This window comes from Salinispora mooreana (genome assembly GCF_000379065.1).
GTDB lineage: Bacteria > Actinomycetota > Actinomycetes > Mycobacteriales > Micromonosporaceae > Micromonospora > Micromonospora mooreana.
Genome location: NZ_KB900614.1, coordinates 2,936,174 through 2,954,363 on the forward strand (window position 1 = coordinate 2,936,174; position 18,190 = coordinate 2,954,363).

Genomic DNA, 18,190 nt, shown 5'->3' on the forward strand with positions numbered 1-18,190 from the left:
GTCAGGAGTCCGCGGTGGAGACACTGCTCTACATCTCGGCGGTAATCGCCGCCGTCGGCGCCGCCGCCGAGGTCCTCCGCCGCGCCGGCCGCGGCACCCTGACCACCAGCCGCAAGGTGTCCCGGCTCGTTGACGACCTCGTCGGCGAGCCACCCCGCCCCGGCCTCCCCGACGGCCGCCCCGGGCTCATGACGCGGGTCGGCCGCATCGAGGGCCGCCTCGACGCGCTGGAAGAGCTGCGCCCCAACGGCGGCCAGTCACTCCGGGATCAGGTGGCCAGGATCGCCCACGCCACCGGCGCCGACACCACCCCCAACCGCACCCAGGAGGAACCCCGATGACCCACGACTACCTGATCAGCCTGATCCGTACCGCCGTCCCCGCCGCCGTCGGCGCCCTGCTCGCCTGGCTGGCCTCGACGGCGGGCATCGTCCTCGACGGCGACTCATCCACCGCCCTCACGGCCGGCGTGGTCGCGTTGACGATGGGCGGCTACTACGGCCTCGTCCGGGTGGCCGAGGCGCGCTGGCCGTGGCTCGGTGTCCTGCTCGGTACGCCGGCCGCACCCACGTACGAGGTGCCGGCCGCCCGGAGGCAGTAGTCCTGCCGACCCAGCCACACCCGCCGGTGGTGGTGACTCGGGGGCACCACCACCGGCGGACACCCTCGGATCCCCCGGTTAAGTGGGAGAGCTGATGAGCCCCTGGACTGTGCACCACGGTGACGCCTTAACGATCCTGCCCACACTGCCCGCCGCGAGCGTTGACCTCGTGCTGACCGACCCGCCGTACAACTCCGGCGGCCGTACCCAAAGCGACCGGACCAAGCACACCACCCGCAGCAAGTATGTCTCCGGAGACGCCGCCCACACCCTGGCCGACTTCGTTGGGGACAACCGTGACCAGCGCGGATACGCCGCATGGCTATCGCTGATCCTCGCCGACTGCCTCCGCGTATCGAGGCCCGGCGCGTCACTGCTCGTGTTTTCGGACTGGCGGCAACTACCGGCCACCAGCGACGCCCTGCAGGCCGGCGGCTGGCTATGGCGCGGCATCATCTGCTGGCACAAACCCATCTCCCGCCCGCGTATCGGTGGGTTCAAGGCCGACTGCGAGTTCCTGCTGTGGGGCTCACACGGGCCGATCGACGCCACCCGCAACCCGGTTTACCTGCCCGGCCTCTACAGCGCCAGCCAGCCCCGCGGCAAGGGCAGGCAGCACATCACCCAGAAACCCGTCAGCCTGCTCGCCGACCTGGCCAAGGTATGCCCGCCCGGCGGCACGATCCTCGATCCGTTCGCCGGGTCCGGATCCACCGGCGTTGCCGCCGCCGACGCCGGCCACCCGTTTATCGGGATCGAGGCCAGCGCGCACTACGCCCAGATTGCACGGCAGCGGATCGCCGACGCCACCATGCAGCACACGCCCGGGTAGGGTCGTCGATGCGGTGCCGCCGGTGATGTCCCGGCCGGCGCCGACCAAGCCGCGCGACCCCGTCTGACGAAAGAGCCCCCGGGCTCTGGCCATGGCCTAGTTGGACGGGGGTTCGTGCTATAGCAAGTGCCCCGCCGGCCGTAAGGCCAGGCGGGGCGTTCGTGGTGTCTAGGTTAGACCGTCTTCGGTCTGCCTGGTTTGCGCTGCCAGCCGGCCCCGAACGCGTCGATGCTGCCCCGGGTGTACACGGGGCCGGCGGCCAGCCGGGCGACCGGGTCCGGGAACGCCTCGTTCTCCCGGGCAAGCTGCTCGACCCGCTGCCGTGACACGTTGAGGATTCGGGCGATCTCGGCGTTGCCAACGAGGCTCATCGGGTGCGGTCGGGAGATCTCCCGTTCGTGGTCCTCGGCCGTGATGATGCGTAGGGCGGTGACCTCGGGTGCGCTGCCGATTGCCTGACTGTGCGCGGTCCGGGCCGCGCGGACGGCCGCGTCGGCCGCTTGGCGGACGGTGGTCGCCTCGATAGTCATCTCCAGGCGCACCCGGTCCTGCCCGGTGTCAACGATGATGCCGTAGCCGGGCAGGGTCCGGGTAATCTCGGCGAGCTGGTCGTCGCTGGGCTGCGTGCTCCAGCGGCGAATGGTTACGGCGGCGTGCCACTGCTGGGGTGTCATACTGGATTCCTCCATCCCCTTGTTCCTGTCAGATCCGGATGGGGTGGGGGGCCGCGCCGCTACGCGGCCCCCCTTCGCGGTTACCGCCGGTGGGCGGGGAACCGCAGTCCAGCGCCGCGTAGCGCGGCGAGCAGGTCCATCCACTGCTTGGAAGTGTGTGGCGTGTGCTCGAACGTCAGGGTCGTGATCCCCTTACTGAAGATCCACGTCCCGGTGCGGGTTTGGCGGACGCTGAAGCCCTGCCGTGCCGCCGCTGCGACGATCTGGTCCATCCGGTTACTCATCTAGTCTCACCCCCTCCCCTTGTTCCTGTCAAGGAAATCTTGACAAGAACCCTTGCCGTAGACAAGGGTTTGGGGGGTGGGTGATGCAGCAAAACAAGCACCCCGCCTGGCCTCAGGGCCGGGCGGGGCGCTTCGTCGTGTCCGGGGCTATTCCGTGCGCTACTCCAAGTCGGCGCACAGCTCGGCGTACGCCTCGGCCAGTGCCGCGTCCACGGTCCCCGGCGCCCACGGCTGCCCGCACCCGAGGTACGCGCGGGTCTGCGCGTCCTCCCGGGACAGTGTCGGCTCGCCCGACGGGGCCAGGTCCAGGTACACCTCGTACGGGTCGGCAGCCGTGTCCCCGGCCGGCTCCGCTGAGGGCGCCGGTGCCTGCGATGTTGACGAGGTCGGCGTGTCCTCCTCGGTAGCGGCCAGGAAGAGGCCCGTGCCGGCGATACCGGCACCCAGTGCAGCAACTGCCACAGCAGTGATCACGATCGGTGTACGGTTCACTACCGCACCGTACGACCGGCCGTCAAACCACGCCGCCGTGACACACCCTGACCGGGACCGCAGCCCGGCTCACGGCAGCCGCAGTATCCGCCGGACGGGCGTAGCTCGTTGTCTCCGGCGCACTGGTGAGTCTGGACCACGATCCCGGGGGCGCAGCCCAGGCACTGTACGGCCGGATCGGTTGCGGGTTTCACGTCGCCTCCCTGATAGCGGGGGTGACCCGGGGCCAGCATCACGCTGGCCCCGGGCTGCGGGTCAGAAGGTCTGCCCGCCGCGGATCGAGCCCTCGAACGCGTCCCACTCGTCGGGGGTGAAGGCGAGGGCGGGGCCGTTGGGGTTCTTGCTGTCGCGCACGAACCGGCGGCCGGTCTCGTCCGCAGCAACCTCAACGCAGTTCGGGCTGCTGTTGTCGCAGCGCATCGGCTTCTTCCAGGTCAGCTCGTTCATGCTCATGAATCAACCTTTCGTTCGCCGGCCGTCTCATCCGGCCGGACATCTGTACGGGGTGGTGGGGGCGGTCCGAGTAGGTCATAGGTGAGGAGTCCGGCGTATGCCTCCGCCCAGGGCCAGCACCGCCGCGGGGTGCCGCACACCGGGCAGCGGCCCTCGACCTGGCGGTGGTTGTTCAGGTCCCGCCACCACCGGCTGATGGTGGCGTCGGCCGGCGTCACCGTTGTGCCCGCGTCCGCTGCGGGGGCGCCCAGTTGCCCTGCCCTACCGAGGTCAGGTAGCCGTATGCGGTCTCGGTGGGCGGGCACGGCCACCCGGACCCGCAGACCGGGCACCGGTCCACCCGCGGCCAGTGCTCGGTGATGATCCGCCGGGCGGACAGGATCATCCGATTACGTAGCTGGACCGTCGCCAAGCCGGGAGCAGGTCGGGCGTGGGTGGCCATCACCGGCGGTCCGCCCGCTGCCGGGCAAGCGGGGTCAACAACGGCCGGCTATCGAAGATGACCGTCGGCTGGTTGTGCAGCGAGGAGTAGGCGCCGGCCCGCGCCGCATACACGGTGGCAGGACCGACTGCGTCCAGCCGTGCGGGCCGGCGGCGGCGGAGTCGGCGGAGTAGCCGGATCATGCGCGTGCTCCCTGGTGGCATCTGGATGGTGACCGCTAGGCGTCAGAAGCCCTGCGGCGCAGCAAAACCAGTACGGCAGCGGCAGCCCCGACGTCGATGTCAGCGAGCCGTCACGCCCTTCATGGCGTAGCGTGACCGATACGCAGCGAGCATGGCAGGTGTGCCGTGTGTATACACACCAGTGGAAACGCTATGGGGTGAGCCGTGAACCAATTCGGGCAGTTGCTCAGAAAGCATCGCGAAGCGGCTGGACTGTCCCTGCGGCAGCTCGGTGCAATGGTTCCTTGTTCGTATAGCTTGGTGTCCAAGGTTGAGCGTGGAATACAGGCGGCGTCCGAGCAGTTTGCCCGAGCCTGTGACGCCGCCCTGCACGCCCACGGTGTGCTCATCGACGCATACGTTCACCAGCAGGCAGGTGACATCGACATGCACCGACGTACGATGCTGCAGACTCTCGTGACCTTGGCTGCCGCCCCAGCCTCATCAGTTCGTTGGGAGGCGTTGCGGCACAGCGTGGCCGCAGCGGTCGGCGCCGATCATGACAGGTGGGCGCAGGTGGTCGCCGACTATGGCCACGCCTACTACAGGGTCAGCGGGGACGAGCTGATGGACAACCTCGCCGCGGACCTGCAGGTCCTGTCCGCGGTGATCGCGGCAGAGCACGGACCGGGGCGTGAACGCCTCCTATCGGTCGCCAGCCGCCTTTCGGTAGTAGTGGCGCTATCCATGGTCGTTACCGGGAACACGATCGCTGCCGGGCGGTGGTGGCGAGACGCCCACCAGTACGCCGACGCTTCGCGGGAACGAGACACGATCTTGCTATCGCACGCGTGGGATGTCGTAAATGGCTGCTACGACGGACGTACGCCCGCCCAGGTGGTTGCCCTATCCGACCAGGTCCTGCACCTTACCGCTGGAAGTTCATCGGCAGCGGCATGCGGGCTGCTCGCCGGACGCGCCCAAGCCCTCTCACTCTCGGGCCGGCACGTGGAGGCGATCGCGACCGTACGGCAACTTTCCGACCGAGCCGAGGGCCTACCCGGGCCGGTGATCGATGACGTGGATGGGCTATGGGGTTGGCCCGAGCATCGACTCCGGCACACAGAGACGTGGGTGTACGCACACGCCGGCCGACTCAACGAGGCCACCCTCGCCCGCGACCGGGCCCTACGCTTGTATCCGCCAGCGCTAGCCCGGCTCCGCGCTCAGGTGCAGCTACACCATGCTGCCGCGCTGATCCGCGGTGGTGATGTCCCCGACGGACTCAACCTCGCCACCGATGTCCTCGACGACCTTCCAGCCGAGCACCATAACAAGGTCCTGCGGGCGGTGGCAGGGCAGGTTGTTGCAGCAGTGCCGGGTACGGAATGGCGTCGACCGGAGATGCGAGAACTGGCAGACCGGGTGACCGCATAGCATCCGGGAATGGTTACCTACGGCCAGTGCGTCGGCAGAACCGCCAAGTCCCACTTCAACGACCTAGCCGGCTTGTACACCGCCGTGTACACCGGGCCCCCATACAACGAGGGCCCCGAACAGATCGCACGATTCCGGGAAAAGCTGCCCGCAGAGGCCAGCTTCCCCGGGTTCTCTCTGGTGACGGCTCATGCTGAGGGGCCGCTTATAGGGGCAGCGTACGGATGGACTATGCCCGCCGGAACCTGGTGGTCCCGCGCCGACCAAGAACCGTCCTCAGAGCTACGCAAAGTCGACAAGTTTGCGGTCATGGAGTGGATTGTCCACCCTGACTACCAGAGTCACGGGGTCGGTCGGAAGCTGATGCACAGTCTTCTCGCTGATCGAACCGAACGATGGGCAACCCTCGCCTCCAACCCGGAGTCAGCGGCACGCCGTATGTATGAGCGAGCAGGTTGGCAACAGGTGGGGACATCCAGCCTTCCGTGGGGCACTCCCATGGAGCTACTTGTGTTGGACCTACATCGCCAAGCGACGAGGCGGTAGCTCGACCGCCACAGTCGACACTACTCCCCGCCCACCACGTCACGCCGTCACCTGTCCGTGTGGTCGCCTCGGGCGCGTCGCACTGTATGCATTCCCGTACACCCGCGGCCCTTGGATCTAGCGGATTTCGCCTCAGCCTATGCGTGTCGGACATTTAATTAGCCACAAAAGACGCGAATCCCGCTCGCGCGTATTGCCTGTCGATTGTGGATCTGCTATTACAATTGACCGGCAATGTGATCAAGCAGTGACGGGCTGCCACGGGCTGGCGTGGCCTGTCGCGCACCACCACCCCTACCCCAGCCCTCATTCACGACGCGCCGCGGGAACCCCTTCCCATCCAGTTGGCACATATGTTCGACTAACGCGTTCCCCGTCCGGCAACCTGCGGAGGTTATCGACAACGCCATGGCCTACCCCTTCAACTCACACCGCCGCCCACTCGCAGGACCGCTGATCAACCGCGCGACACACGCCTGCGTGGTAGCCGCCGCGATCGCGGGAGCTATCGCGTGCGCGAGGTCCCTTCGCTCCATCGCAGTCGAGGTATCGGCCATGCGTGAAGACCTGACCGATGTGCTTACCCTCGCTGACGCTGATGCCGAGTTGCGCCAGCGCCGCGACGGCACATACGTTGGTGCCGACATCACTCCACTAGCCAAGAAGGCTAGAAGCGGTCTGCCTGGGAAACCCGACGTGCGGCCCTCTGCGCCCGCTCGACCTGGGCGGACCGGCCATAGCGACGAGGCATCTCCGCCGAGGACCAGCCGAACAGCGCCATCGCGTCGCCCTCGGAGCCGCCGGAATCGGCCCACAGGTGCGCGGCGAGGTGCCGCAGCTTATGAGGGTTGATGCGAGGGATACCCGCCTCCTCACAGCGGCGCTCCAGCATCTGATAGGCACCCGATGAAGTGAGTACCCCTCCCCGCTCGGCCAGCCAAAGCGCCTCAACCCTGGCCGCATCTCGATGCTTGGACCTCACGCGCAAGTATCGGTCGATTGCCTGCCCGGTCTTCGCACCAAACGGTACGGAACGGATCTTGTCGCCCTTGCCGTGAAGAGTGACAAGATCATGGCGCATGTCTAGCGCGGCTAGGGTGATACCCACCATTTCCGATACCCGGGGCGACCCCGCCTCACACCACAGTCGGATCATCGCCGTATCCCGACGGGCGGCGAAATCCTTGCCACTGCATGCCTTGAGCAGTAACGCCATGTGATCACCGGGCACAACAGGGATGGGTTTACTGGTAACCGCAGGCTCGGCGATCCGGGCCATGGGACTCTTGTCAACGATCTCCTCTTCCTCGCACCACCGGTAGAAGGCTCGCAGGTTGCGGTACTTCTTGTGCACCGTGGCGCTGGAGTTACCGATCTCCTGCGCATCGATGAGGAACTCTTCGATGTCGGCACGGGAAACGTCAGCTAGGTCGCGCCCAGAGCAGAACGCCACGAGTTGTCGCAGGGTCGTGACGTAGCTCTTGGCGGTCAGAGCGGAGGTCCTACGAGCGCGATGGAACCGCTCGTAGGAGGCGATGTGTGTCTCGTTGGCGTCCATGGCGGGGGCCTCCTTGGCCGCTACAGCGCTAACACGCGGAGGGAAGAATACTCTTCTCTACCATCACTGTGGCGACACTGGCCACCCGATTCGATCTTTATTTGTGCTGGTGGTGGGCCGCCAGGGACTCGAACCCTGAACCTAAGGATTAAAAGTCCTCAGCTCTACCATTGAGCTAACGGCCCGCTGGGGCACCAGGCTACCCGATCGCCGGCTCCGCTCAGGGGCCCGCCTGGGTGGTACGGGTGAACGGCGCGGCTCCGGTTGATAACGTCCGGTGCTCGACCTCGCGGACCCCGAAGGACACCGATGGGCAAGAACAGTCGTGAGCGCCACAAGGCCAAGCGGAAGGCTGCCGCGGCAACTCAACGCCGGCGGGCCGCAGCGATGGGGCAGGACGACCCACTGGGCAGGTATGGCGCGTCAAGCGGGCCAGCGCAGCGGCAACTCGCGGACCAGATCATTGACCAGGCGATGTTCGCCCGGCAGCACGACGATCCCGCCGAGTTCGACGACTGCCTTGGCCTACTGGTCACCGGCCCTGGCGGCGCCGCCGGGCTCCAGGTCGTCAACCGGGCGCTGCTGACCTACCTGCTCCGCGAGGTCGAGCAGGCCTGGCGGCGCGGGTGGCAGCCGGCCGAGCAGGTACGGGTGGCCCGCCGCGAACACACCGCGCGGCACGGGCGGCTCATGGTCGATGTCATCGCGGCGCAGATGCGCGGCTACGCCGCAGCGACCGTTGATCCACGGTGGCAGTCGCAGTTGACGTCCCTCGACGCGAAGGTGTGGTGGGAGCACGACGACCACTATCCGGCCGTGTGGGGCGAGCGGCAGGGCCTCGACCGTAGAGCGGTCATCGCCATCATGATCGACCTGTGCTACCTGCTCGCGACGCTACCGCCGATCGAGCAGGTCGGGCCGATGCCGGGCACCGCCCGGCCCACCAGGACGACACCGCCGGCCGACCTGGATCAGCGAGTCCTCGACCGGGTTCGGGCTCTGCTGGCCAAGGCGGAGTCCACCGACTTCCCGGAGGAGGCGGAGGCGTTCACCGCCAAGGCCCAGGAACTGATGGCCCGGCACCGCATCGACCACGCCCTGCTCATCGCCGCGACCGGGGAGCGCGAGCAGCCGGTCACCCGCCGGGTCGGCATCGACAATCCGTACGAGGCGCCAAAGACCCTGTTGTTGCAGGTCGTCGCCGAGGCCAACAGCTGCCGGGCGGTGTGGAGTAAGCGCTTCGGTTTCACCAGCGTCGTTGGTTTCCCGGCCGACCTGGAGTCCACCGAGCTGCTGTTCACCTCGCTGCTGGTGCAGGCGACACGAGCGATGACCCAGGCCAAGCCCAGCACCGACCGGTACGGACGCAACACGACCCGTTCGTTCCGACAGTCGTTCCTGACCGCGTACGCGTCCCGGATCGGCGAACGACTCGAGGCCGCGACCGGCGGTGTGGACCAGGAGCTGGCCGAGTTGGCACAGGCCGCCCAGTTCCTCCCGGTCCTCGCCGCCCGCGACGACGCCGTACGCGACGTCTTCAACCAGCAGTTTCCCGAGTTGACCCAGCAGACAACGACCATCAACAACCGGGCCGGCTGGGCGTCCGGCCGGGCCGCGGCCGACCAGGCTTCGCTGCACGGGCGCGAGTCCGTCACGCCCGGCTGATCAGCTACCACCTGGCGGCTACCGACCGGAGGGCCCGTCGCGGCTCGGGGTCCCGAAGGTGATGCACGGTGCCGCGCCGGCGGGACGCTGCGCCCGCATGACCGCCGACGGTTCCACCGCCGTGACCTCACGGTCGTGCGGTTCGTAGGAGCCGGTGCCCGCCCCAACGTTCAGCACCGTACGGGCCTCTCCCAGCGCGTCCCAGATCCGGACGGCGATCCGTCCAGCAGCAACCCGCGCAGCCGACGCAGGTGCGCGACCGCGTCGGTGGTCGGATCGTTGACCAGGTCCGCGATCTCCCGCAGCCGCTCCACCTCATCCGCCGAGTAGGCCCGGCGCCCCGCCACCGTCCGGGTGGACGGCCGCAGGAGGCCGATCTCGTCGTGGTGAAGCAGGATACGGACGGTTACGCCGGCCAGCTCGGCCGTTTGCCCACGGTCAGGTGATCCTCCACGGCATCGACTATGTGACATGCCGCTACGTGAGGAGCAGGCGAATCACATCAGACGGTGCGCCGATGGCGTCGGTAGCTGAGGGCGACGTGGGGGCTGACTAGGAGTGGCCACTTTGGGTAGGGTCTGCGCGAGTAGCCGTGGTCGGTGAGCTGGGGGCGTGCGTTGGAGTCGGTGGCGTCAGCGTTCGGTCGGGCGGTGGCGGCGCACCGAGATGCCGTCTCTCACATTGAGGCTGCTCGGGCAAGGTTGCGCGACCGCACTGCGGAAGCTGGCGTCTCGGCGCAGGCCCGCGAGGAAGCCCAACGTTTCACCGCCCGCATGCAGCGGCTCGCCGAGGGGTTGACGCCCGGTTGGCTGGGTTGCCGACTGGACGGCTCAGCCGCGGATCTTCCCACCGGCGTGGACGCGGCACCAGGGCGTCCGATGCTGATTCGGCTGGGCGACACGACGCCGGTGGCGGGAAGCGGGTTCAGCGTCGTGGCGCCGTTCGTGGGCGCCGGTCACCTGGCGGTCGACAGTGACGCCCGCGATCCGGCGGTGGCGCGCTGGCTGCGCGGCGTACTGCTGCGGGTGTTGGCGGCGTTGCCGGACGGCGTGCTTCAGGTCGCGGCGGTGGACGGGGCGACCCTCGGGACCGTCTTCGGTCCGTTCCGCGAGATGGTGGAGGCGGAGGCGTGGCCACGTCCGGCGATCGACCTCCCAGGGTTTCAGCAGGTGCTGGCCGAGGCGGAGGAGCGGATCGAGCGCGCCCAGGGTGGCGAGTCGGATCCTTCGGTGCTGCTGGTGTGCGTGGCGGCGATGCCGGAGGGCGCCGGGCGGAGGGAGTGGTCCCGGCTGTCGGCGATCGCGCACGCAGGCCCGGCGGCCGGGGTGTTCCTGCTGCTCGCCGGCTACCCGCCGCCGCAGCATCCGGGCGGGCTGACCGCGGCGCCGCGCCTGGAGGGCACCACCGCTCTGACGGCCTCGAGTGCTGGGGTGTTCACGGTCTCCAACCCGCCGGGACAACACCGGTTCAGCTCGGACGACTCGGGGTTGGCGGTGCCGGTACGACTGGATGCCGGCCCCCCGGACACGCTGGTGGAGGCGGTCTGCCGCCGGTTGGCGAAGTCGGCTCGGGTGCAGACGGCGACGGACTTCACGATGCTGATGCCGGAGGAGATCTGGCAGCAGTCATCGATCGACGGCCTGCAGACGGTGGTGGGCCGGGAGGGGCGTACCGAGTGTGTGCTGGCGTTGGACGACACGACGCCACACTGGTTGGTGGGGGGCCGCACCGGGTCGGGTAAGACGGTGTTTCTCCTCGACGTGCTCTACGGCCTGGCCTCGCGCTACTCGCCGGACGAGTTGTCGCTATACCTGCTGGACTTCAAGGAGGGCGTGTCGTTCGCGGAGTTCACCCCGACGGTGGTGGACCCGTCGTGGATTCCACACGCCCACACGGTCGGCATCGAGTCCGACCGGGAGTACGGGTTGGCGGTGCTGCGGACGCTGTCGCGGGAGATGACCCGCCGGGCGACCGAACTGAAACGGGCCGGCGTGACCAAGCTCGCCGATCTGCGGACCGGTCGGCCGGATGTGGCGATGCCCCGGCTGCTGGCGGTGATCGACGAGTTCCATGTGCTCTTCGAGGGCAACGACGCGGTGGCCCAGCAGGCGGTGGCGCTCCTGGAGGAGCTGGCACGCAAGGGCCGCTCGTACGGCGTCCACCTGATCCTGGCGTCGCAGACGATCTCCGGGGTGGAGGCACTCTTCACCAAGACCGACTCCATTTTCGGCCAGTTTCCGCTGCGGGTCGCCCTCGCCGGTGGCGGCGGTGTTCTCGACCAGCTCAATGATGGTGCGGACAACCTGCCCATCGGTGGGGCGGTGATCAACTCGGCGGCCGGGATTCCGGGGGCGAACCGGGTCATCCGCTTCCCGAACGCCGACGCCGGGTCGGTGGCCACCCAGCGGCACCTGCTGTGGAGTGCCCGCCGCCCGGGTGGCACCCCGCCGACGGTCTTCGCCGGCTACGCCGAGCAGCATCCCGACCAGGATCCCACCTTCGTCGCCCTGACCCCCGACGTACGGCGGCGCCGAGCCCTGGTCGGCCGGACCGTGGCCGTGGGCCTGCCCACCGCGGGTTTCACCCTCGACGCGACCCCGGGCAGCCACCTGGCGGTCCTGGGTACCTCCCCGGTCGGGGCCGACGTGCTCTACGCGGCCACGGCCAGTTTGGCCCGCCAGTACGCGCCCGGCACGGCCCGGTTCCTCATCGCGCCGCTGGTCGCCGCCGCCGACGAGGCCTCCGACGCCACCGTCGAGGCGGTCGCCGGCGCCGGGCACCCGTACGAGACGATCAGCGCGGCCCAGCTTCGGGCGCGGCTGGCGGAGCTCGCCCAGCCGACCGTCTCCGACGATGGGCCGACCACCCACCTGGTGATCTTCGGGGCGGATATCGCCAGCAGCCTGCTGACCACCAGCGACCCCACCACCTACCGCTCCGGGCACGACGAGCTGCGGGATGTGTTGGCCAACGGCCCCACCCACGGTGTCCACCTGCTCGGCTGGTGGCGCTCGGTGAGCCGGTTCAGCAGCGACCTCGGGCCCACCGGCGGCAACGAGGTCGCCTGCCTCGTCGCCCTCAACCTGCCCAGCAACGAGGTCAGCTCCCTGCTCGGCGACTACGCGTCGGAGTGGCAGTCCCGCCCCAACCGCGCGCTGCTGATCGATCGGCACGACAACCGCCGCGCCCTCATCGTCCCCTACGTGCGCCCCGGCACCCTCGACCAGATCGATGAGTACGCATGACTGAGCAACCTGACACGCCACTGCCCCGCGATGGCGGCTGGGCCGCCTACACGGATCACGCCCGCCGCCTGTCCGCCCTGCTGAAGGAGGAACGCTCCCGCGGCGAGCAGCAGGCCGCCGCCAGCCGCGACGGGCAGGCCGCGGTGGATCAGCTCACCCACCGGGTGGCGGCGCAACGGCAGCACCTGCACCACCTCGCCGCCACCCTGCGCCTACCCGCCCCGCAGTTTGGCCAGATCGCGCCCGGCCCCATCCCTGACCCGGCCGAGGCGCTGCGGCGGGCGACAACCGCCGCGAACGCCGCCGACGCCGCCGCCGAGAACGCCCACCGACGAGCAGCCCAGCCACCGTTGTTGCCGGGGTTCACCCCGCTGGCCCGCAATGCCCTCGTCTACTCCGTCGCGGCGATAGTCGGCACCTTCGCATCGCTGCTGATGTTTGCGCTCAGCCCCGACAAGGACCTCGGTCGCATCCCATTGCACCTGGTGCCCTGGTCCCTGTGTGGGCTGCCCGCGCTCGCCTTCTTCGCCGGCTATCTCACGATCAGCCTCGTCGGGCAGCCCCGCATCGGGGGTGGTGGCAGCCGGTCCAGGAAGGTCGGCGGCGTGATCTGTTTTGTCGGCATGCCGATCTTGTGGTTCATCTTCATCGCCGCGACCCGAGGCTGACACCCGGCGCACCTGCGACCGACGGCAGGGCGTTGGACCCCACAACCCAGGGAGGAAAGTCAATGGCCACCATCGGAGACATCAAGGCGGGCCTGGCCCACGGCAAGACTGAGGCGGACAAGGCCCTCGCCCAGCTCGCCGGCGCCACCGCCCAGGTCGACAAGGCCATCGCCGTGCTCCAAGCCCTCGCGGCCGGCACCCAGCAGCCCGCCGTCATGGGCGCCATCGGCAAGCTCACCGCCGCCAAGCAGAAGTTCGGCGAGGGCGCCGGCCTGATCCAGGCCGCCGTCGCACAGACCGAGAAGTACAACGCCGTCCTCTGACACCCAACCTCCGGAAGGTCCCCCGATGCCCACCGTCATCGTCCCCGTCGGCCTCAACCTCGGCCCCTCCTACCGGTACGTCACCCCGCCCGACCCCAACCCGGAGTTCTGGGAGGTCCGGCTCGGCAACGACTCCGAGGAGCTCACCGATGACGAATTCCAGGTGTGGGGGCGTGCCTTCCTCGACCCCGAGAGCCACGCCCGCCTGGAAGTCACCCGCGAGACTCTCCAACGCGACCTCCTCGCCGCCGGCGCCGGCCCCGCCAACCCAGGACCGGTCATCGATCAGCTCCTGGACCGCAGCCTACTGATCGAGTTCGATCCGAACGGTGAGCTGGAGAAGCCATTCCGCCGCATCAAGCTCCACCCACTCGCCGAAGGGATGGGCAACACCCCCGAAGAACCAGATCGCCGCCACATCGGCCACAACGGCCAGGCACACGTCAAGGTCAACTACACCGTCTACAACCTGTGGGCGTTTTCCTCAACCGTCAGCTCGCTTTGGCAGGCGTGTGTCCTCGCTGCCGAGCTGGCAGATGAGCAGCGAGCCGCCGGTGAGGACATTGATCCGATGACGGCTGCTGAGCTGGCGCTTGATGTCGCGAACGTTACTCCCATGCTGATTGCTTCTGGCTGCGCATTCCTGGAACCGGTTCGTTAGCCGATGCTCGGGCTGGGAAGACAGGGCCGGGGGCGAACAAGAGACGCGCGGATGCCGGGCGCCCGTACCAAGGCAGCCGGAGCACTCACCGCAACAGCCGGCGCCCTCCGCGATACCGCTATCGAGTCAGCCCGGGAAGGAATCAAAAACGTCAGCGAAAAGATTGGGAAGGCAACTGGCGGTGGGATGGCGATAGCGGCCACGGCAGCCGTGGACGCTGCCGGCTACCACCCCTCCCCGCTGATTGCAGTTGGCGCGGCCTACGCCGGTATGAAGGCTGGCGGGCTGGTCGGTCGCGCGATGAACGCCGGGCTGGACCGGATCACCGCCGGACGGGGCGGCGGTGGCCCGATCGACTCGGTCATAGCGGAACTGATCACGACGCTACGGACCCTCGAACAGGTGGGCCGTAGCGTCGGCGATGCCATCGACGCCGTGAACAAGGCCCAGGCCCACTTCCAGAAAGTCGGTCGCGGCGGAGAGAACAACCTTCTCAACAGCGCGGTACGCGCCTGCCGGCAGGCACCTGTTCAGCTTGAGGAGGGCGTAGACAACCTCAAGCAGGCCGGAGATCTCGTCGGAAAGCACCTCCTGGGGGTGGCGAAGACTGGCGGCTGACCGTCCCGGCGGACCAGGCCGCAGACAGCGACCACTGCCAGCCACCAGCACCTTCATCGGCCTGTTGACCGGTCAACAGGGTGATCCGCCGGCTGGCCTCTGCTTGCCTGATAGAGACGACCGCTGGTTGCGTCGACGCTCGGGGGTGTCGCTTCGCTCGTCCGGAGACGCCTCGGTCTTCCGCTCCCCCGCAACGGGCTGCTGCGGAAGGCGCACGCCGATTGCCCGCGCGTACTCGGTGAGACTGCCGCCGGCTTGGGCGAGGAGCCACGCTCCGGCACGGAGCTTGACTATCCCCCGGGCGTAGTTTCCCAGGGCGCGGTTGACCAGGGGGTTGGCAGCTCCCACCGTAAGCGCGCGGAACTCGGCTCGGATCTTCTCCGCGTCGTGGATGACGGCCTTCGCCATCTCCTGCTGTTGGTGGACAGAGACGTGCAGGTCTCGCAGCGCAGCGGTGACATCGGGCAGGCTCACGTTGTTACCTCCGGGTACGTTCAGATCTGGGATCGGGTCCGACGCGAGTGGATGGGCGTTGCTGGGCTCTGGACGGGTAGCGGCGGTGGTCCGTGGTGTGAACACCGGCACGATTCGGGTTCCCAAAACGGAGCTCCATCGGTAACCTCAGATCACAACCTAGGCTATCAGGATAGCCTAGGCATCTGACGAAAGCGCTCATTGTGATCACGAGGAGGTTGCTGACGATGTCCCTCACCATGGCCGCCCTGGGGTCCACACTTCTCGGCTGGGTCGCCGGGATGTGGACGTTCAAGCGTTCCCAACGATGGTGCCCGTCCTGCGGCGACACGCTGGACTGCCCGGGCTGCCGCGATGCCAGACACCGCACCTCGAAACCGGCTACCGGTGCGAGCGGAGGTGCGCTCGCGTGAGCAGGCTCGAGGCATTGGTGGGCCAAGTGGCCCGCACCGCAGAAGTGCGCTATCGGTGCGGCACCGTCGAGCCAGCAGGCGCGAAGTGACTACCACATACCTGACGCAGGCAGCGATGGAGCAGGTCAACCACGCGCAGGTGGAACTGGAGCGACACCTGGTCACCAGCATCGCCGGTCGGTGCCTAACGTGCCGACAAATCGAACCATGTTCAGGCCGGGCAACCGCCGAAGCGACCTTCGCCCGCTACGGACGCCTGCCCCGCCGTCGACCCGGCATGACGACCGTCAACTCCACAGCTTCGACCTGGACCTGGTTCACCCGGCCACCCGGCGACCGATGACCACGAAATGCAAGTCGAAGGACATCCGCCTCCGGTCACCGGTCATGAGCGTCATCGTTGGCCTCGTGAGGCGCGAACGACGCCACCGTGGCGATCAAGCAGACGGGGCACCATCGCGATCCGCGACGTACACCCCGACGCCTGGGACCCCGTAGATCAAGCCCTCAGACTTCAACACGAGAATGGCATTGCGTACCACCATCTGAGACACACCGTAATCACGGCGGAACTCCGTCATCGACGGCAGCCTCGCCCCCGGCGCGAGCTCGCCGGATGCGATCTGTTCCCGGATGCGGTCAGCCAACCACACCCACTTGGCGGTAGTGGGCATTACATCTCCCTGGTCTGCAACCGCCATTGCATCACAGGGAAACCTACGCGAGCAAGGTAGCACCAGCGTTGACTAGAGCTACCTTGATAGCCTATGTTGACCCTAAGCCATCTCCCTGGTCTGCAAACCGGAGATGGCTCAGCACCAGATCCCAACACCTCACATCACGCCAACCCGGTCGACCGAGCCCTCACTCCAGGCGGCCGGGGCCGGCCCCAACGAACCCCCGACCGTGGGGGCATTTCAGCCACCCCAGATCCCTGGATAGAGGACCAGGCCGCTCGGATGTTCGTTGAAAGTCACGGGCAACTACGCAATACAGCCGTGACATCGGGCAGGCGTCCGGCTACGCCCTGCGGAGATATGCTCGCTGTACGGAATCAGGGCCGAAAGCGAGTCGTCGGATGTCGCTGGGGTCGGGGCGAGCAGTGCAACCACCAACAGGACCAGGGATGGAACCGCTGCGTCCCCAACTCAAGTTCCCACTGCGGACGTTGCCTGCCTGAGGGGCGGACTACACCCCACTGAGACCTCCGAAGCCGATTCGACAATGGCCCTTGAAAGCGCAAACCCTTCGCCAATTTCGCGGGCCTCCTAAGACGGCATCAGCCGAGGTGACGACGCATGACCGCCTAATACAGGAACTGGAATGCAAGGCTTGCATGCGCAATCAGGTCATCTATCAGGCGCAGGTGGACTTTGCATGCGCATCACAGGCACACTCCGACTACGACAGGAGTGAAGGGACATGGAGTTGTCAGCTCGACGGCAGCCACCCACCGTGCGTCTCCGGCGACTCGCGGCAGAACTACGCCGACTCCGCACCGAAGCCGACCTCACTCGCGAAGAGGTCAGTGACGAGACCAGCATCAACCCCGCCACCCTCTACCGCATCGAGACGGCCAAGGTCCGCCCGCAGCGGCGCACCCTGATGGCGATGCTCGACGCATACGGCATCACCGACGAGGACCAGCGCAACGAACTCATCGCCCTGTCCCGACAGGCCACACAGCTGGGCTGGCTCCAGACGTACGAGTCGGAGCTGCCCGAGCTGTACACCACCTACATCAGCTTCGAAGCTGAAGCCCGCTCGGTCCACAACTACGAATCGCTGTTCGTCCCGGGCTTGCTCCAGACCGAGGACTACGCCCATGCGGTGATCCGTGGAGTCCTACCGTTCGCGAGTGACGCCGAAGTGCAAACCCGGGTGGAGGCCAGACTTCAGCGTCAGGAGTCACTCCATAAGTCCGACCCGCTGCGGGTCTGGGCGATCCTCGACGAGGCCGTCCTGCACCGGCTGGCCGGCGGGCCGAAGGTCATGGTGGATCAGTTCGATGCCCTGGTGAAGGCAAGTGACCAGCCGAATATCACGCTCCAGGTCATCCCGTTCACGAGCGGCGCCCATGCCGGCATGCCCGGCTCATTCGTGGTCATGGACTTCCCCGATCCAGCCGACCCCGCTCTCGTGTACATCGATAGCATGGCCGGCGACCTGTTCCTCGAACGCGAAGCCGATGTACGCCGCTACACCACCACGTTCGAGCACCTCCGCGCTACCGCATTGGACCCCACCAGCTCGATAAAGCTGATCAGCGGACAGGCCGCTGCGTTCAGCCCCCAAGGAGGTACGGGATGACCCCCGCCAACCTGACCCACGCCCAATGGATGAAGAGCAGCCGATCGAGCGGGAATGGCCAGTGTGTCGAAGTTGCTGCGCTCGACGGGGCGGTGGCATGCCGGGACAGCAAGGACCCGAACGGTCCGGCCCTCCTCTTCGGCCGCACCGCCTGGACGAACTTCCTGACAGAGACAAAGGACGGATTTCCGCAGCAGTAGGACCACCGTGAGAACTCCCGTAGCCACCCGGTCGACGCTGCGGCAGTCGTCGTCGAGCGGGTGGCCGGCTGCTCAACGGACTGCCCGCTCGCCCGCGCCGAACTGGATTCGTTCCTGCTCCAGGCTGCGCGCC

General features: G+C 67.7%; 24 protein-coding genes, 1 tRNA gene and 1 pseudogene. 14 read left to right on the forward strand and 12 right to left on the reverse strand.

Annotated elements, in window-relative coordinates:
* Nucleotides 1-14 precede the first annotated feature (14 nt).
* The 3 genes from SALPAC6_RS0113995 to SALPAC6_RS0114005 all read left to right on the forward strand — a co-directional run bounded on the left by SALPAC6_RS0113995 (nucleotide 15) and on the right by SALPAC6_RS0114005 (nucleotide 1,433).
* The gene (locus SALPAC6_RS0113995; RefSeq protein ID WP_018254027.1) at nucleotides 15-341 is read left to right on the forward strand and encodes a hypothetical protein; all 327 of its coding nucleotides are present in this window, start codon (nucleotides 15-17) and stop codon (nucleotides 339-341) included.
* Nucleotides 338-601 (forward strand): hypothetical protein, encoded by a 264-nt coding sequence (locus SALPAC6_RS0114000; protein WP_018254028.1) that lies wholly within the window; start codon nucleotides 338-340, stop codon nucleotides 599-601. Before SALPAC6_RS0113995 ends, SALPAC6_RS0114000 begins: the two co-directional genes overlap by 4 nt.
* A gap of 94 nt (nucleotides 602-695) precedes the next feature.
* On the forward strand, nucleotides 696-1,433 hold the full coding sequence (locus SALPAC6_RS0114005) for a DNA-methyltransferase (RefSeq protein WP_018254029.1): 738 nt from the start codon (nucleotides 696-698) through the stop codon (nucleotides 1,431-1,433).
* Nucleotides 1,434-1,606: 173 nt separating this feature from the next.
* On the opposite strand, the gene SALPAC6_RS0114010 is transcribed toward SALPAC6_RS0114005, so the two are convergent.
* The 7 genes from SALPAC6_RS0114010 to SALPAC6_RS0114035 all read right to left on the reverse strand — a co-directional run bounded on the left by SALPAC6_RS0114010 (nucleotide 1,607) and on the right by SALPAC6_RS0114035 (nucleotide 3,960).
* On the reverse strand, nucleotides 1,607-2,107 hold the full coding sequence (locus SALPAC6_RS0114010) for a hypothetical protein (protein ID WP_018254030.1): 501 nt from the start codon (nucleotides 2,105-2,107) through the stop codon (nucleotides 1,607-1,609).
* Between the two features lie 80 nt (nucleotides 2,108-2,187).
* Nucleotides 2,188-2,391: a hypothetical protein gene (locus SALPAC6_RS0114015; RefSeq protein ID WP_018254031.1), complete on the reverse strand. Its 204-nt coding sequence runs from the start codon at nucleotides 2,389-2,391 to the stop codon at nucleotides 2,188-2,190.
* Nucleotides 2,392-2,550: 159 nt separating this feature from the next.
* Nucleotides 2,551-2,883, reverse strand: coding sequence for a hypothetical protein (locus SALPAC6_RS0114020; RefSeq protein ID WP_018254032.1), 333 nt, complete (start codon nucleotides 2,881-2,883; stop codon nucleotides 2,551-2,553).
* Nucleotides 2,884-3,138: 255 nt separating this feature from the next.
* On the reverse strand, nucleotides 3,139-3,330 hold the full coding sequence (locus tag SALPAC6_RS0114025) for a DUF397 domain-containing protein (RefSeq protein ID WP_026189258.1): 192 nt from the start codon (nucleotides 3,328-3,330) through the stop codon (nucleotides 3,139-3,141).
* 2 nt (nucleotides 3,331-3,332) lie between these two features.
* A complete protein-coding gene (locus tag SALPAC6_RS26000) occupies nucleotides 3,333-3,659 on the reverse strand; it encodes a hypothetical protein (RefSeq protein ID WP_223874462.1) in 327 nt (108 codons plus the stop codon).
* On the reverse strand, nucleotides 3,551-3,778 hold the full coding sequence (locus tag SALPAC6_RS30230) for a hypothetical protein (protein WP_026189661.1): 228 nt from the start codon (nucleotides 3,776-3,778) through the stop codon (nucleotides 3,551-3,553). Before SALPAC6_RS30230 ends, SALPAC6_RS26000 begins: the two co-directional genes overlap by 109 nt.
* On the reverse strand, nucleotides 3,778-3,960 hold the full coding sequence (locus SALPAC6_RS0114035) for a hypothetical protein (protein ID WP_018254035.1): 183 nt from the start codon (nucleotides 3,958-3,960) through the stop codon (nucleotides 3,778-3,780). Before SALPAC6_RS0114035 ends, SALPAC6_RS30230 begins: the two co-directional genes overlap by 1 nt.
* A gap of 204 nt (nucleotides 3,961-4,164) precedes the next feature.
* On the opposite strand from SALPAC6_RS0114035, the gene SALPAC6_RS0114040 reads away from it, so the two are divergent.
* Together SALPAC6_RS0114040 and SALPAC6_RS27795 are read left to right on the forward strand one after the other, a co-directional pair.
* Nucleotides 4,165-5,376 carry a helix-turn-helix domain-containing protein gene (locus tag SALPAC6_RS0114040; RefSeq protein ID WP_050563445.1) on the forward strand — a complete coding sequence of 404 codons (1,212 nt, stop codon included), beginning with the start codon at nucleotides 4,165-4,167 and terminating at the stop codon, nucleotides 5,374-5,376.
* Between the two features lie 9 nt (nucleotides 5,377-5,385).
* Complete coding sequence (locus tag SALPAC6_RS27795; RefSeq protein ID WP_080636055.1) at nucleotides 5,386-5,922, forward strand: GNAT family N-acetyltransferase; 537 nt, start codon at nucleotides 5,386-5,388, stop codon at nucleotides 5,920-5,922.
* A 667-nt stretch (nucleotides 5,923-6,589) separates the two neighbouring features.
* Here the strand turns inward: SALPAC6_RS27795 and SALPAC6_RS0114045 are convergent.
* Nucleotides 6,590-7,480, reverse strand: coding sequence for a tyrosine-type recombinase/integrase (locus SALPAC6_RS0114045; protein WP_018254037.1), 891 nt, complete (start codon nucleotides 7,478-7,480; stop codon nucleotides 6,590-6,592).
* Nucleotides 7,481-7,590: 110 nt separating this feature from the next.
* Nucleotides 7,591-7,665 (reverse strand) — tRNA-Lys (locus SALPAC6_RS0114050).
* A gap of 124 nt (nucleotides 7,666-7,789) precedes the next feature.
* On the opposite strand from SALPAC6_RS0114050, the gene SALPAC6_RS0114055 reads away from it, so the two are divergent.
* Complete coding sequence (locus tag SALPAC6_RS0114055; RefSeq protein WP_018254038.1) at nucleotides 7,790-9,145, forward strand: DUF2786 domain-containing protein; 1,356 nt, start codon at nucleotides 7,790-7,792, stop codon at nucleotides 9,143-9,145.
* 42 nt (nucleotides 9,146-9,187) lie between these two features.
* On the opposite strand, the pseudogene SALPAC6_RS27800 reads toward SALPAC6_RS0114055, so the two are convergent.
* Nucleotides 9,188-9,599 (reverse strand): annotated as a pseudogene (locus tag SALPAC6_RS27800) (MerR family transcriptional regulator); the annotation flags it as partial.
* Between the two features lie 319 nt (nucleotides 9,600-9,918).
* On the opposite strand from SALPAC6_RS27800, the gene SALPAC6_RS0114070 reads away from it, so the two are divergent.
* From SALPAC6_RS0114070 to SALPAC6_RS0114090, 5 genes are all read left to right on the forward strand, one after another.
* A complete protein-coding gene (locus SALPAC6_RS0114070) occupies nucleotides 9,919-12,390 on the forward strand; it encodes an FtsK/SpoIIIE domain-containing protein (protein WP_018254039.1) in 2,472 nt (823 codons plus the stop codon).
* Nucleotides 12,387-13,058 carry a hypothetical protein gene (locus SALPAC6_RS0114075; protein ID WP_018254040.1) on the forward strand — a complete coding sequence of 224 codons (672 nt, stop codon included), beginning with the start codon at nucleotides 12,387-12,389 and terminating at the stop codon, nucleotides 13,056-13,058. The genes SALPAC6_RS0114070 and SALPAC6_RS0114075 overlap by 4 nt, the downstream gene beginning before the upstream one ends.
* Before the next feature lie 62 nt (nucleotides 13,059-13,120).
* The gene (locus SALPAC6_RS0114080) at nucleotides 13,121-13,381 is read left to right on the forward strand and encodes a hypothetical protein (RefSeq protein ID WP_018254041.1); all 261 of its coding nucleotides are present in this window, start codon (nucleotides 13,121-13,123) and stop codon (nucleotides 13,379-13,381) included.
* A 25-nt stretch (nucleotides 13,382-13,406) separates the two neighbouring features.
* A complete protein-coding gene (locus SALPAC6_RS0114085; protein ID WP_018254042.1) occupies nucleotides 13,407-14,042 on the forward strand; it encodes a hypothetical protein in 636 nt (211 codons plus the stop codon).
* Nucleotides 14,043-14,228: 186 nt separating this feature from the next.
* Nucleotides 14,229-14,660 (forward strand): hypothetical protein, encoded by a 432-nt coding sequence (locus SALPAC6_RS0114090; protein ID WP_018254043.1) that lies wholly within the window; start codon nucleotides 14,229-14,231, stop codon nucleotides 14,658-14,660.
* A gap of 72 nt (nucleotides 14,661-14,732) precedes the next feature.
* Here the strand turns inward: SALPAC6_RS0114090 and SALPAC6_RS0114095 are convergent, their stop codons facing one another.
* Nucleotides 14,733-15,134 carry a hypothetical protein gene (locus tag SALPAC6_RS0114095; protein ID WP_026189663.1) on the reverse strand — a complete coding sequence of 134 codons (402 nt, stop codon included), beginning with the start codon at nucleotides 15,132-15,134 and terminating at the stop codon, nucleotides 14,733-14,735.
* A 498-nt stretch (nucleotides 15,135-15,632) separates the two neighbouring features.
* Between SALPAC6_RS0114095 and SALPAC6_RS26010 the strand changes: the two genes are divergently transcribed.
* Entirely contained in the window at nucleotides 15,633-15,890 is a 258-nt protein-coding gene (locus SALPAC6_RS26010; RefSeq protein ID WP_050591241.1) for a hypothetical protein, read from the forward strand.
* Between the two features lie 94 nt (nucleotides 15,891-15,984).
* On the opposite strand, the gene SALPAC6_RS0114105 is transcribed toward SALPAC6_RS26010, so the two are convergent.
* Nucleotides 15,985-16,221 (reverse strand): winged helix-turn-helix domain-containing protein, encoded by a 237-nt coding sequence (locus SALPAC6_RS0114105; protein WP_018254045.1) that lies wholly within the window; start codon nucleotides 16,219-16,221, stop codon nucleotides 15,985-15,987.
* 748 nt (nucleotides 16,222-16,969) lie between these two features.
* Here SALPAC6_RS0114105 and SALPAC6_RS0114110 point away from each other — a divergent pair.
* Nucleotides 16,970-17,857 carry a helix-turn-helix domain-containing protein gene (locus tag SALPAC6_RS0114110; RefSeq protein WP_018254046.1) on the forward strand — a complete coding sequence of 296 codons (888 nt, stop codon included), beginning with the start codon at nucleotides 16,970-16,972 and terminating at the stop codon, nucleotides 17,855-17,857.
* A complete protein-coding gene (locus SALPAC6_RS0114115; protein WP_018254047.1) occupies nucleotides 17,854-18,057 on the forward strand; it encodes a DUF397 domain-containing protein in 204 nt (67 codons plus the stop codon). The genes SALPAC6_RS0114110 and SALPAC6_RS0114115 overlap by 4 nt, the downstream gene beginning before the upstream one ends.
* The last annotated feature ends 133 nt before the right edge of the window (nucleotides 18,058-18,190 follow it).